We start from the raw sequence: 13,803 nt of genomic DNA on the forward strand, positions 1-13,803 counted from the left end.
AAGGAAGCAATTGGTCATAACCGGTTGCTTCCTGCAATTGTTTATCTAGCCTCCCAATAAGTAATGAGTAAAATAGGTGATAAATAGTTGATAACCGAACTAGTAGATAACATTTTGTAGGAATTACCCTACTATTAGAAATTTCACTTAACTTAACTAAGATGAATTTTTTACGCTTCTGGAGGATACGCATATGACTAAAAAATATAACTTAGCGATTATCGGCTATGGCGGAATGGGCGGTTACCATGCTCACCATATTTTAAAGGATCATAACCGAATACAAGTTACAGGTACTTTTGACATTCTTGAAGAACGGCAAAAGGCAGCAGAAGGAGAGGGCTATAAAGCATATGAAAGCCTGTCAGCGCTTTTATCAGATGAAACAATTGATATCGTTTTAATTGCGACACCGAATGATGTCCATAAAGAAATTGCCATTCAAGCATTAAGAGCAAAAAAACATGTCGTTTGTGAAAAACCAGTAACAATTTTTAGTAACGACTTTGAGGAAATACTTGCAGTAGCCAATGAAACGAATCGCCACTTTATGGTTCATCAAAATAGACGTTGGGATGAAGACTTCTTAACAATGAAGAAAATTTATGATGCCAACTTAATCGGAGACGTGTTCCATATAGAGTCACGTGTCCATGGAGCGAATGGAATACCTGGTGATTGGCGCCATTTAAAACAATATGGTGGTGGCATGGTGCTAGATTGGGGAGTTCATCTCCTCGACCAAATCGCATTTATGGTAAAAAGTAAAATTACGAGTGTATATGCGAACTTAAGCTATATTTTAGGAGATGAAGTTGATGACGGATTTCAAACGATTTTGACGTTTGAAAATGGTGTAACCGCTCTAGTTGAAGTTGGTACAACAAACTTTATCCAATTACCTAGATGGTATGCGAAAGGAATAGAAGGAACTGCAGTCATTAATGATTGGAATATTAACGGAAAACTGGTGAAGCAAAACTTCGATAAAGAGTATGCGGCACCAAAGCCAATTAAAGCTGGACAAGGATTAACAAAAACGATGGCACCTCCTTCTGAAGAGGCAACAACTTCGTATGATTTACCGAAAGAAGTGGATCATATGGAAAGCTTCTATGACAATTTTTTATCGGTTGTGGAAGGAAAGTCCGCACCAATTGTTCAAAATGAAGAAGTGTTACGCATTTTGAAATTAATGGAAACTATTTTTGAATCAGCTAAGAAAAATGAAGTGATAAAAGTAAGTTTATAATAATCATGAGAATCAATCTCCTTTACAGTTCAATATTTAAAATAATCCACGAACAAAAACGCAGAGTATAACTATTATGTTGCTCTGCGTTTTTATTAATTCATTCACAAAAACAAAGTTGGAAGGTAATGTTCATCACAAAATCGAGTAGGGTAACCGAAGTATTCCGTTTGTCGTCAAATAGACGATTATTTGCCTGCCCGCACTAGTTAATACGGATGTTTTTGCGTTTTTGACCCCATTAAACCCGTTTTATTCCTCAATTTTGCAATTTATAGCGATAACATGTGACAAAGCTTTCACACCTTAAAAAGAACTAGTTCCAGTTAAATTATTCATAAATTTACCGAGAAAAAATAGTTGTAAACGAAAGGCAACTGTTATATAATTAGTATAACAAACAAAACATTTAATCGGAGAAGGTGTCATAGGTGATCATAAATTTAGATCTACAATCAGATGTTCCTATTTATTTACAGCTGAGAAATAAGATTATTGAAGGCATAGCTTCGAAGGAACTTGTTGCTGGAGAACCGCTGCCTTCCGTTCGAATGATGGCAGCAGATTTAGGTGTTAATATGCATACGATAAATAAAGCGTACCAACTTTTGAAACAAGATGGATTTATATTAATTCACCGGCAAAAGGGGGTAGTTGTTAACCCAGATGGAATGCCTGAAGTTACTAATGAATATCGCCAAAGCTTAAAAGATGCACTAAGACCAATTATAGGTGAAGCAATTGCACGAGGGATGAGTGCAAAGGATTTTCAAGTAGTATGCGCAGAGATTTTTTCACAAATTACTCGGGAGGTTGATTAGGATGCATGTTTTATTTATAGCTCTTATTTTTTTGCCAATTTTAATAATTACTGCGATCACACCGTATATTACGAGGAAAACAGAAAGCTTCGGAGTATCTATTCCATCCGAGCTTTATTCTAATCCGACCATTGCAAGCTATAGAAAAGCTTACGCGATACAAACATCGATTATCGGTAGCATTTTTTTTATAATGGCAATCGTTCTTTCCGATATTATTAGTAAAGAAATTTGGGCAATTATTTTTTCTGTAGCCATTTTTGTTTATATGTTTATCGGGTTTCTAGTCTATTACCAATTTCATAAAAAAATGAAGCAGTTGAAGGCAGAACAAAACTGGCATCAGACGAAAAAAGAAACAGTAGTCATCGATACAAGTTTTTACCAAAAAAAGCTAACATATTCCAACAGGTGGTTTCTTATTCCGTTATTTATGGCGCTTATTTCATCCGCCTATAGCTTTATGAATTACGATAAAATTCCTAATCAAATTCCGATGCAATATGATTTTAGTGGAGAGGTTACACGTTGGGCGGAAAAATCAGTTGGAGCGGTCATTAATTTCCCTTTGTTACAATTGTTTATGATTGGTTTATTCATTTTTATTAATATCATCATTGCCCGTAGTAAACAGCAAATAGATCCTGCTAATCCGAAAGTTTCTATGGAGCAAAACATTATCTTTCGTAGAAGATGGTCTCTTTTTACAATAATTGGGGCAACTTTACTAGTGTCAATATTTATAGTTCCACAAATTTCTTTTTTTGTTTCTGTCGATCCAACTATTTACTTTATTATAACCATGGTAATTATTGGTATTATTGTGTTCGGGGCAATCATCTTATCGATTACGACCGGCCAAGGCGGTAGTAGGGTAAAAGTAGTAAAAGGAAATAATGATGAGATGATTAATCGAGATGATGATCGTTACTGGAAATTAGGGGTTTTCTATTTTAACCGGGAAGACCCAGCACTATTTTTAGAAAAACGCTTCGGTAGTGGCTGGACAATGAATTTTGCTAGACCGTTAGGATGGATTATCCTCCTAGCAATCACTCTAATCCCGATTATCATTGCAATCATTACGTCGTAAAACTATTTACTTGGCGTTTATTGGTACATTTTTTATAAAGTCTGACACACATCGTTGTTGTTCAGGTTTTTTTTGTTGTATGACATAGATTCGTTCGTTATAATTAAAAAAATGAATGAATAGTCACTCATATAATAAAGGGGGAAATTTCCGTGTCAAACTCTATTACTGCTTTGCCATTATTAGAACTTTGGGAAAAAATTTTATCAACATTAAATGAACAGCCAGAGCGACTAGCAGACTTTAAAACGATTTATCAAATTAATTTAACTGGTGAGGAGTCAGGAAGTTTTTTATTATCACTGAAGGATCAACAAGCACAGTTATTAGAAAATGAAGCGGTGGCAGATGTTACATTAACGATGAGTGTCAACGACTTTAAGAAATTGCTAACCGGTAAATTAAATAGTACTGCCGCATATATGATGGGGAAATTAAAGGTAAAAGGAAATATAGGCTATGCACTTAAATTAGAGTCTTTATTGAAAAAATATGATTTAAACTAACATATTGGGGGGTAATTTTAAGCTGTAAGTACTTAGAATTACCCCCTAACGGTTGTCAGTCTAAAACAAGAAATGAGCAACTAATACGATGATTGGTAGTGTGATTAACGTTCGTTCGATAAAAATAATAACTAAATCAAGGAATTTAATCGGAATCTTTGAACCTAAAAGCAATCCACCAACTTCTGACATATAAATTAATTGTGATACGGAAAGTGCTGCAATAATAAATCTCGTCATTTCACTCTCAATACCGCTACCAATTAAAGAAGGCAAAAACATATCGGCAAAACCAATTAACATTGTTTCTGATGCGGCAGCTGCTTCAGGTACTTGCATTAACTCTAATAACGGGATAAAAGGCAAACCAATCCACTTAAATATCGGAGTGAATTCCGCCAACATTAATGTCACTGTACCAATGGCCATAACAACTGGTGCAACACCAATCCACATATCTAAAATATTTTTTCCGCCTTCAACAAAAAATCCTTTAAAACTTTTATTGCGATCAGCTTGTTTCAAAGCTTCAGAATACCCCCATTTTAACGGAGTATAGCCTTTAGGGATTTCTTCATTAGCATTGGCAGTCTCTTTACCGTTAACATATGTCTCTGGTTTTCTCGAAAGTGGTGGAATTCTAGGCATAATAATCGCAGCAATAAACCCAGCAAAAGTAACAGTTAAATAAAAAGGCACAAACATATGGGCTAGATCCACGGTAGAAATTACGACTAAACTAAAGGTAATGGAGACAATAGAAAATGTTGTACCAATAATCGCAGCTTCTTTTTTCGTGTAATATCCGCCTTCGTATTGTTTACTAGTTAAAAGCACGCCAATTGTCCCATCACCAAGCCAGGAGGCAGTAGCGTCTATAGCAGACCTTCCAGGTAATTTAAAAAGTGGTCGCATAATTTTAATAAGTAAAGCTCCAAAAAATTCTAATAAACCAAAGTTTAATAGTAAAGGTAACAATAGCCCAGCAAATAAAAATACCGCAAAAAGAACAGATAATAGCTGATCTTCTCCTAACAAAAGTCCCCCAGTATTTTCAGACCAAATCGCTTCCGGTCCCCATTGGAAAAAAGTCATATAGGCAAAAATAACAGCTAAAATTCTAATGCTGAACCAAGCTGGTGATAAGTTGAATAAATTATTCCAAAACGGTGACGAAGTAATAAAGTTAGGTGCCCAAATTTTTGTAATCACTGTTCCTAAAAAAGCAATAGTAATAATCACTAACATAGCTACTGGGATTATCGAAAGAAATTCTGTTTGTACCCATTTTGCCAATATAGCAATGGGAATCGTAATTTCTCCATCCAATTTAATTGGTAACATAAATAAAATAATACCTATCAATGAAGGAATAATAAATTTAATTATACTGCTTGTTTTTGTTGCTTCCGTTCTAACCGATGTGTTTGTCTTTTCCATTTTGTACCCCTTTCTTAACCTATTAATCTTGTATTCTTGAATTAATATACATATTAATGGTTTTTTATTAATTTGTCTACCGTTTTTTACTTTAAGGCTATATTATTGCTTATTGTTGATTTCTAGTCATTTGTTGATTGTAGTGTAAGGCGGCGTGACGATTTTTTAATAAGCAAGGGAATTTTGAATGAACGGATATACAATAATATGCATAAAAATCTCTAGCAATACAATCCGGGCTTAAGTTGTGTATTTCTTTTTTACTAATATTCATTTAAAATATATTTATTATTTGAATTTTATTCATCTTAGGGGGATTTTATACAATGACAACATATCCAAATAGTCAAAAAACGTTGGAAATAATTAAACAACTCGTATCCATTCCAAGTCCTACTGGTAATACGGAGCGGGTCATTACTTTTGTCGAGGATTTTTTTAGAAGTCTAGGTATAGATACATACAGAAATCGAAAAGGCGGGCTAATTGCCACGATAAAAGGAATAGATGACACCAAACACCGAATGGTAACAGCACATGTCGACACGTTAGGGGCAATGGTAAAGGAAATAAAAGATAATGGAAGACTATGCCTCGATTTAATCGGTGGTTTTGCTTGGAATTCGATTGAAGGAGAATATTGTCAAATTGAAACTTCAACAGGAAAAATTTATTCAGGAACAATATTAATGCATCAACAATCAGTCCATGTGTATAAAGATGCAAAAACAGCAGAAAGAAATCAGCAAAATATGGAAGTAAGAATTGATGAACGAGTAACAAACAAAGCGGAAGTACGGGCTTTAGGTATTGAAGTAGGGGACTTTGTCTCCTTTGATCCACGGGTACAAATATTGAGTAATGGATACATAAAGTCACGACACTTAGACGATAAGGCGAGTGTTGGAATCCTAATGAAATTAATGGAACATATCGTTCAGAGTGAGCTAACTTTACCATATACTACTCACTTTTTAATATCTAATAATGAGGAAATAGGCTATGGTGGGAACTCGAATATAACGCCAGAAACGGTTGAATATTTAGCAGTTGATATGGGAGCGATGGGAGACGGACAGCAAACAGACGAACATACTGTTTCTATTTGTGTAAAAGATGCTAGTGGGCCGTACCACTATAAGTTACGCAAGCATCTAGTTGCATTAGCAGAAAAACATCATATTGGCTACAAATTAGATATATACCCATATTACGGTTCCGATGCATCTGCAGCCATTGGAAGTGGATACGATATCGTCCATGGCTTAATTGGACCAGGCATTGATTCATCTCATGCTTTTGAGCGCACGCATATTTCTTCTATCGAAAACACGGAAAAATTACTATACCAATATATCTTATCGGAAATGGTTAAGTAAAAAAGTTAACAAAGAAAAACGCTAAGAGCTGGTAAAAAAATTCTAGCCCCTAGCGTTTTTTTATCTGTAAACCATCTTCCTTGTGTAACCACTAATCATTCCAACGATAAGTCCAAAACCTTTCATACTGCAGCCATTTTAATGCGTTCGGATCTTTTGCTTCTAACCGTTTTGCCATATCGTCATAAAAAAGAGCTGTTTGGGTTTGATGGGCTCTAATTGCACCGAGCTTTTGTTCCGCAGCTGTTAAAACATCATGAATAATATCTGGTTTACCGAGTTGTTCCTCACAATTATTGGAAAAAGCAATACAATACAATTTTGGCCGCTGTTCTTTCGAAAATCTTCTAACCGCACGAACGACGGCTCTTCCTGTTGCATCATGGTCAGGATGAACGGCATATCCAGGATAAAAACTAATTACTAAAGAAGTGTTAAATTCAGTAATCAGTTGAAAAATTTCATCGGCAAGTTTTCCTTCATCTTCAAACTCTACCGTTTTGTCATGATAGCCAAGCATCCGTAAATCTTTAATCCCAATCGCCTCGGCGGATGCTTGCAACTCTTTTTTTCGTATTTGCGGTAATGTTTCTCGATTAGCAAACGGAGGATTCCCTAAATTTCTCCCCATTTCCCCAAGTGTTAAACATGCATAAGTAACGGGCACCTCATTTTGAATATAAGTTGCCAAAGTCCCGGAAATTCCAAACGCTTCATCATCCGGATGAGGCAAAACGACGAGTACATGTCTTTCGTTTTCTATCATCTTTATACTACCTTCCCTTCTTGTACATCAAAATGGGGTTTTACTAAGTTCAAAGGCAATAGCTAATTTACCAGAATGATCAAGCCCAGCCATTATTAGTCGGTTTTGTTCATCAAGCTCAAAATGGGTCAACCCTTCCCCATAAACCCACCCTGATGGTAATTTTAAACCAATACGATAAGGACCGTCCCCAGCAATTTTCCCCCGTTCAAATTGAATCATTGCATTCCGAATAAATGCACTCGCATTAAAAAAGCTGGCATCTTTATGGGTAGCGTACGCCCCATTTGTCGTCTCTAAATGAATATAGACATTTTGATTGGCGAACGAATCGATAATTTCTTGTACTTTTTTTGAATCAATAAGTTGCATAAAAAATCCTCCTAAGAAGTTAACTGTTTACATTTTTTAGCAAAATACGACGTCCCAATAGCAAGCTAAGTGAAAGAAGTTCGACATTAACCTTTTTCTATTTATTTATAAGTATATAAAATGCGGAGCGATTTAGCTAAATGATTGCTTACTTTTAAAAAAATTCCTCCATCGATTCAAGCCAGATATTTTCTATAAATATTTGCATGAATATAGAAAAACCTTCTCACCATTAAACTTGGGAAAAGGTTCCTGTTTGTTCATATGTTATTTTTACATTTTCATTTGTTTTACGACTGGTGTTTTTTCTGTGAATTGATTATAAGCTCCATGCATAACAGGGCCGACAAATTGATTCAGTTTCCAACCGTGTTGGATTGCAGCGGAGACAAATTCCTTTGCTTTCACTACTGCTTCTAATACAGGCAAACCGTTGGCGAGATTTGCTGTAATCGCAGCAGCAAATGTACATCCAGCACCATGATTGTACGTTGTATCAATTTTTTCTGTTTCTAGTAGAACGAACTCGTCCCCATCGAAAAATAGATCCACAGCAGTATCATGTGGTAATTGTTTTCCGCCTTTAATTACGACGTTTTTTGCACCAAGGTCGTAAATTTTTTCTGCTGCTTTTTTCATATCCTCAATCGTTTTAATCGGACCTAATTTTGATAACTGCCAAGCCTCAAATAAGTTTGGAGTAGTTACTAATGCACGCGGTAGTAGTAATTCTCGAGCAGCATCGACTGTTTCAGGCAGTAATACCTCATCTTCCCCTTTACATACCATTACAGGGTCAATCACGATATTTTTTATCTTATATTGATCCATATATTTTGCGCCAAGCTCGACGATTTCTACGGAACCGAGCATCCCTGTTTTCATTGCATCTAAGCCGACAGAAAAAGCGCATTCTAACTGTGCATCAACTGTCTCCGTGGCAATCGGTGTTACATTATGTTTCCACCCGTTATTTGGATCCATTGCAACAATCGATGTTAAGGCAGTCATTCCATACACACCGTGTTCTTGAAATGTTTTTAAATCGGCTTGAATACCAGCGCCACCACTCGTATCAGAGCCTGCAAGTGTTAAAGTCTTTTTTAAACTCATTGAAAAATCCCCCTTAAATTAGGAAAAGTCTAGTTGAACACTATGAATTAATTAATTCTTATTTTATTATAACAACAAATTTTCAAAGTACAATAAAAGAAAACTCGGTATAGTGAGAGGAAAATGATAGTTGCGACTTAGAAGCTTTTTCCCTATTATTTTTCAATGGAATGGTTATACTAATCAAAAATGCTTTTAGGAGGATGGGTATGTCGATTACACCTGAGCAGAGAATTCAACTTCATGGCTTTAATAATCTAACGAAGTCACTCAGTTTTAATATGTATGATATTTGCTTTACGAAAACGAAGGAAGATAGGGAAGCTTATATTGAATATATTGACGAACAATACAATGCGGACAGATTAACAAACATTTTAAAAAATGTCTCTGACATAATAGGTGCTCATGTGTTGAACGTAGCGAAACAAGACTATGTACCTCAAGGGGCAAGTGTTACCGTATTAGTGTCGGAAGGACCAGTTGTGGAAGTTCCCACGGAACATTTTGAAGAATCACCGGGACCGTTACCTGACTCTGTCGTTATTCAATTAGATAAAAGTCATATAACTGTACATACATATCCAGAATATCATCCGTATGAAGGAATTAGCACATTTCGAGCGGATATTGATGTAGTAACTTGCGGCGAGATTTCACCACTCAAAGCATTAAACTATTTAATTAATTCATTTGACACTGATATTATGAGTATTGATTATCGTGTCCGTGGATTTACGAGAGATGTGAACGGTCATAAACTTTTTATTGACCATGATATTAGCTCCATTCAAAACTATATACCAGATGATATTAAAGAGCTGTACGATATGATTGATGTGAACGTTTATCAAGATAATATTTTCCATACGAAATGTAAACTAAAGAATTTTGACCTCGATGATTATTTATTTAATTTAAATAAAAGTCAATTAAGTGAAGAAGAAAAAGCGGAAATTACTAGAAAGCTAAGAAGGGAAATGGATGAAATTTTTTACGCAAAAAATATGAACGTAGATCCTTAAATTAGTAATCCTGTTCCTGCAATAAAGTAAATTCAAATGCTAGGTGGATAAGATGAATGCAAAAAAAATGAATGCGATTGTTTTAGCAGGTGGTGCTTCTCGGAGAATGGGTCGAAACAAAGCACTGTTGCAGTATAATGGGATAACAGCGATAGAAAGGCTAATTGTCTTACTAGAAAGAATCGTAAATAAAGTTATTGTTGTCGGCAGGGAAGATACAGACTATTCGTTTGTATCTAAGCAAATAGTATATGATATGTATCACGGATTCGGCCCACTTGCAGGAATCCACGCTGGGTTAATGCATTCTGATACAGAAGTTAATTTAGTCATTGCCGTTGATATGCCCTTCGTTGACCGAGATGTTATTACATTTCTTGCCCACTCTTATAAAGATGAGAACGCATTAATACCGAAAATAGATAATCGACTACAGCCGTTATTTGCTCTTTACCATAGGAGAATTTTTCCGTCCATTGAGCAATCGATAAGCAATCAGGAGCTAAGTATGCAATTGTTTATAACGAAGATTAACGGAAAAATATTATTGGAAGAAGACTTTCCTTTCAAAGCAATTTGGTTAAATCGGGTGTTTTCTAACACTAACTATCCGGAAGAGTACGAAATTGTTCGTTCACTCGTTCAATAAGGATTTTCTCTAGTTCCATCCATCGTGACCCGCGTAGGAAATTGTTCGTTTATTTGCTTTGTAAGTAATTGAAGTCGGTGTTCCTGCTAAGAATCGGTTACTGATTCACGTTGTAAAGGACAGTTCGCCAAATAAAAATGGGCAAACTGTCCTTTTTTGTGTTCCTCCAACGGTTTGGATGCTATTTTTGTAAAAACGCTCGAACACACACCGGTTCCACACCTATTTTTATGTTAATGCCCCATATCACACAATTTCCGCTACTAATGGAGCGTTTCTATGCCTATGAAATCTAGTTACACGCCTCATACAAAACAACGCTACTCTAAAAGATCTTTCATAAATTGAGGTAATTGGAAACATCCTTGAAAGATACCTTCGTTAAAATATTTCGTCGTTACTTTTTCTCTTAAATGACCGCTTTTTATTGGATGATGCTTAGATCCAATTGTAAAACTCCAAAATCCCCCAGGATAAGTCGGTACTACAGCCATGTACGTGTTTGCATGAACAAACAGATTATGTATATGTTCAGATGTTTGTTTTAATATATCTTGATGGAAAATTGGTGACTGGCTTTGACAAACCATTATCCCATCTAGTTTTAAAGCCTTTTTAATATTAGCATAAAAATCGTATTCAAAGAGTTGTTCTGCAGGCCCAACTGGGTCAGATGAATCAACGATAATAATATCGTATTCTGCTGTTTTTTCTTTAACAAATTGTATGCCATCAGTAAAAATAAACTGAACTCGCACGTCAGATAAATTTCCAGAAACTTCTTGTAAATGATCTTTACATGCTTTAACAACTAGTTCATCAATTTCCACCATATCAATACGCTCAATGTCTTTATATTTTGCAGCCTCTCTAGCCGCACCACAATCGCCACCGCCAATAATGAGTACTTTTTTCGGATTTGGATGTAAATTTATCGGCACATGTACAATCATTTCATTATAAATATGACCGTCAAGAGCTGTTGTTTGAACAACCCCATCTAATACGAGTGTTCTTCCAAAATCGACAGTATCGACGATCATAACGTGTTGAATCGGTGATTGTTCTGAGTAAATAACCTCTTTCACGCGATAGCTTATTTTTAAATTATCACGGTCATCTTCTGTGAGCCATAATGAATGGTTTTTTGCTTCTATCCAGTTCGGAAAATTAGTCATGAACAAATCCCCCTAATCAATATTTTATTACAGTTTAACAATTTTGGACTTAATATGCGAGTGTCTGTCCTGTTTAGGGAAACAATCGCCTGCCTCGCAATCGGTAAGAAATATTGATAAACTAGTATTGGTGAGTCCATAATGAAAATAAATAGCATCGTATGACAGAGGTGAAAAAATGCAAATTAACCATCAAATAATATTAAATAAAATGGCTGAAAAGTTAAATGAAGCACTAACAGTAGATAGTGGAAATCGAGTTCGTGAACAGGTGCAAGCTATAAAAACTCTTTGTGAAGTTATTTTAGATACACATGAGCAAAGTCAAGAAGTGGTGTATGGGGTTTCTAACCGTGTGCAACCAAAATACAATGACCAGACTAAAGTTGAACCTCAAACTATAAATGTTGGGAAAAAACTTGATACCGATGATGGTGCCAATGGGGAGTCGTTATTTGATTTTTAAAGTTTGCTAAAGAAAGTAGCGCCTTATCGTTTTCCAGTAAAATTTGTTACATAAAAAGTAGTTTATTGTTAAAGACAACAATAACTTAAATAAATGTGATTTACTATTTTAGTTATTTGATTCATTAACTTTAACTAAAAAGGTTTTTCCATTTCTTGAAAATCTTTAAAATATTTTTTGGTGAAGAAGTTAAAATCAAGTCAACTACTAATTGTGAGGAGAATACGGATGAATATCTTTTTATTTTTAGGGGCGTTAAACGGGTTTTTATCAGTGGCATTTGGTGCTTTCGGAGCCCATATGTTGGAAGGACGGATTGAAGCAAAATATTTGGATACTTGGCAAACAGGTGTAACTTATGAAATGTTGCATGCAGTAGGGCTCTTAGTCATAGGATTATTAATGGCAAAATTTCCAGGTAATGCTTTGCTAACGTGGTCAGGTTGGTTTATGTTGATCGGCATTATTTTATTTACGGGCAGCTTGTTTGTGCTAAGTTTAACAGGGATTCGCGTATTCGGTGCGATTACTCCAATAGGTGGCGTGTCATTTTTAATAGCATGGGCATTATTAATGATTGCAGCTGTGAAGTTATTTTAAGTAAAGATAAAATAAAGGCTAATCAAAGTTGTCAGCTACTTTGATTAGCCTTTTCTCTTACCTTGGAGAATAAGTAGTCATTTGTTGTTGAGTCATGCCACCAAATGGATAATCATACTCTAATTCTTCTTCAAACACAGCGTAGTTAAAAAATACCATTGGTAATAAATAACGGTAACCAGTTTGCGGGTCACTTAGGATTAAATGATCTCTGCCCGCTGCTTCCACAATTCCTTTAAATACTTTTGAATTCCACTCATTGCTGCCTTCAAAAGACATATAAACCGTTGTTAACTTTCCTTTATTTAACCGGAAAATATTTTCAATATAAGACTGTTCTAACGGTAACATCCCTGGAATTTGTGGCCCTGTTCCACCGACACCTGGCGTTTGGACAACTCCGCCAGAAGGTACTTGCGGAAACATTGGAATAAATCCTTGTTGCTGGGCAGGTTGTTGGAATGGATAAGTTACACCTGTTGTTTGTTGAAAAGGATACTGCCCCATACCAGCTTGCATATTTGGATACATTTGCCGATAAGTTTGGTTCATATTTGATTGATTATTAGTCACCATACTTCCCCCTCATAACGTTTATAAGTATTTTTAAAATAACAAAATCTTTTAAAACACCGTCGGACAATTCGCCTGTGTCGGTGAATAAAAACAATGTGATTTATATCTTCCGGCATTCCATTGGTTATACCATTGGGATGGACAACTTCCTGATGGCATAAAAAACCAAAGGGAAGTAGATGCCGGGTGAAAACGTTCGCCGCGAATAACTCGTCTTGCTAAGTTAATCTCATTTTGTCGTGCTGCTTGATAAAAGTAACCTTTCTGGGTTGCTTCAAAACCGCCTGGACTTTGGAACACCATTCGACGTATATTACGAATATCCCGAAAATCTAAACAATCTGCCCTTACACGATTAACGCCAACATTGCCTACCATTAACATCCCGAGCTCGCCATCACCTTCAGCCTCAGCCCTTATTAATCGTGCTAGTAGTTTTACATCCTCCTCGTTGTAAGAAATAACGGCCATAAAATCCCCCATTCCGAAAAACATAGGCTCTAATCCATAAAATATGTAGAATGGTTGTCTTTTGTTCTTCAAATCTGCAATTTTTTTAAAAACCTT

At 35.7% G+C, this 13,803-nt stretch carries 16 protein-coding genes; 9 read left to right on the forward strand and 7 right to left on the reverse strand.

Going from position 1 to position 13,803, the window contains the following annotated elements; translation table 11 throughout:
• Nucleotides 1–193: 193 nt before the first annotated feature.
• The 4 genes from BN1242_RS03525 to BN1242_RS03540 all read left to right on the forward strand — a co-directional run bounded on the left by BN1242_RS03525 (nt 194) and on the right by BN1242_RS03540 (nt 3,672).
• Nucleotides 194–1,252, forward strand: coding sequence for a Gfo/Idh/MocA family protein (locus BN1242_RS03525; RefSeq protein ID WP_062351365.1), 1,059 nt, complete (start codon nt 194–196; stop codon nt 1,250–1,252).
• Between the two features lie 431 nt (nt 1,253–1,683).
• Nucleotides 1,684–2,073 (forward strand): GntR family transcriptional regulator, encoded by a 390-nt coding sequence (locus BN1242_RS03530; RefSeq protein WP_062351368.1) that lies wholly within the window; start codon nt 1,684–1,686, stop codon nt 2,071–2,073.
• Between the two features lies 1 nt (nt 2,074).
• Nucleotides 2,075–3,166, forward strand: a complete 1,092-nt coding sequence (locus tag BN1242_RS03535) for a DUF1648 domain-containing protein (protein ID WP_062351371.1) — start codon at nt 2,075–2,077, stop codon at nt 3,164–3,166.
• A 152-nt stretch (nt 3,167–3,318) separates the two neighbouring features.
• Nucleotides 3,319–3,672: an SCP2 sterol-binding domain-containing protein gene (locus BN1242_RS03540; protein WP_062351374.1), complete on the forward strand. Its 354-nt coding sequence runs from the start codon at nt 3,319–3,321 to the stop codon at nt 3,670–3,672.
• 60 nt (nt 3,673–3,732) lie between these two features.
• Here the strand turns inward: BN1242_RS03540 and BN1242_RS03545 are convergent, their stop codons facing one another.
• Nucleotides 3,733–5,112: a YjiH family protein gene (locus BN1242_RS03545; RefSeq protein WP_062351377.1), complete on the reverse strand. Its 1,380-nt coding sequence runs from the start codon at nt 5,110–5,112 to the stop codon at nt 3,733–3,735.
• 326 nt (nt 5,113–5,438) lie between these two features.
• Between BN1242_RS03545 and BN1242_RS03550 the strand changes: the two genes are divergently transcribed.
• Complete coding sequence (locus BN1242_RS03550) at nt 5,439–6,491, forward strand: M42 family metallopeptidase (RefSeq protein ID WP_062351380.1); 1,053 nt, start codon at nt 5,439–5,441, stop codon at nt 6,489–6,491.
• A 91-nt stretch (nt 6,492–6,582) separates the two neighbouring features.
• On the opposite strand, the gene bshB2 is transcribed toward BN1242_RS03550, so the two are convergent.
• The 3 genes from bshB2 to pdxK all read right to left on the reverse strand — a co-directional run bounded on the left by bshB2 (nt 6,583) and on the right by pdxK (nt 8,742).
• On the reverse strand, nt 6,583–7,254 hold the full coding sequence (bshB2, locus tag BN1242_RS03555) for a bacillithiol biosynthesis deacetylase BshB2 (protein ID WP_062351758.1): 672 nt from the start codon (nt 7,252–7,254) through the stop codon (nt 6,583–6,585).
• A gap of 30 nt (nt 7,255–7,284) precedes the next feature.
• Nucleotides 7,285–7,629: a YojF family protein gene (locus BN1242_RS03560; protein WP_062351383.1), complete on the reverse strand. Its 345-nt coding sequence runs from the start codon at nt 7,627–7,629 to the stop codon at nt 7,285–7,287.
• 273 nt (nt 7,630–7,902) lie between these two features.
• Nucleotides 7,903–8,742, reverse strand: coding sequence for a pyridoxine/pyridoxal/pyridoxamine kinase (pdxK, locus tag BN1242_RS03565; RefSeq protein ID WP_062351386.1), 840 nt, complete (start codon nt 8,740–8,742; stop codon nt 7,903–7,905).
• Between the two features lie 209 nt (nt 8,743–8,951).
• Here pdxK and speD point away from each other — a divergent pair, with 209 nt between their 5' ends.
• Together speD and mobA are read left to right on the forward strand one after the other, a co-directional pair.
• A complete protein-coding gene (gene speD, locus BN1242_RS03570) occupies nt 8,952–9,767 on the forward strand; it encodes an adenosylmethionine decarboxylase (RefSeq protein WP_062351396.1) in 816 nt (271 codons plus the stop codon).
• A gap of 52 nt (nt 9,768–9,819) precedes the next feature.
• Nucleotides 9,820–10,416 carry a molybdenum cofactor guanylyltransferase gene (gene mobA, locus BN1242_RS03575; RefSeq protein ID WP_062351399.1) on the forward strand — a complete coding sequence of 199 codons (597 nt, stop codon included), beginning with the start codon at nt 9,820–9,822 and terminating at the stop codon, nt 10,414–10,416.
• Nucleotides 10,417–10,736: 320 nt separating this feature from the next.
• Here mobA and speE read toward each other — a convergent pair whose 3' ends face one another.
• Nucleotides 10,737–11,594 carry a polyamine aminopropyltransferase gene (gene speE, locus BN1242_RS03580; protein WP_062351401.1) on the reverse strand — a complete coding sequence of 286 codons (858 nt, stop codon included), beginning with the start codon at nt 11,592–11,594 and terminating at the stop codon, nt 10,737–10,739.
• Nucleotides 11,595–11,772: 178 nt separating this feature from the next.
• On the opposite strand from speE, the gene BN1242_RS03585 reads away from it, so the two are divergent.
• Both BN1242_RS03585 and BN1242_RS03590 read left to right on the forward strand, forming a co-directional pair.
• Entirely contained in the window at nt 11,773–12,060 is a 288-nt protein-coding gene (locus tag BN1242_RS03585; RefSeq protein ID WP_062351403.1) for a YwdI family protein, read from the forward strand.
• A gap of 228 nt (nt 12,061–12,288) precedes the next feature.
• Nucleotides 12,289–12,660: a DUF423 domain-containing protein gene (locus BN1242_RS03590; RefSeq protein WP_062351405.1), complete on the forward strand. Its 372-nt coding sequence runs from the start codon at nt 12,289–12,291 to the stop codon at nt 12,658–12,660.
• Nucleotides 12,661–12,717: 57 nt separating this feature from the next.
• Here the strand turns inward: BN1242_RS03590 and gerQ are convergent, their stop codons facing one another.
• A complete protein-coding gene (gene gerQ / locus BN1242_RS03595; RefSeq protein WP_077216094.1) occupies nt 12,718–13,236 on the reverse strand; it encodes a spore coat protein GerQ in 519 nt (172 codons plus the stop codon).
• A 48-nt stretch (nt 13,237–13,284) separates the two neighbouring features.
• Nucleotides 13,285–13,707 (reverse strand): cell wall hydrolase, encoded by a 423-nt coding sequence (locus BN1242_RS03600; protein WP_062351407.1) that lies wholly within the window; start codon nt 13,705–13,707, stop codon nt 13,285–13,287.
• Between the last annotated feature and the right edge of the window lie 96 nt (nt 13,708–13,803).

This window comes from Bacillus kwashiorkori (assembly GCF_001375515.1).
In the GTDB taxonomy this organism is placed as follows: Bacteria; Bacillota; Bacilli; order Bacillales; family Caldibacillaceae; genus Bacillus_BK; species Bacillus_BK kwashiorkori.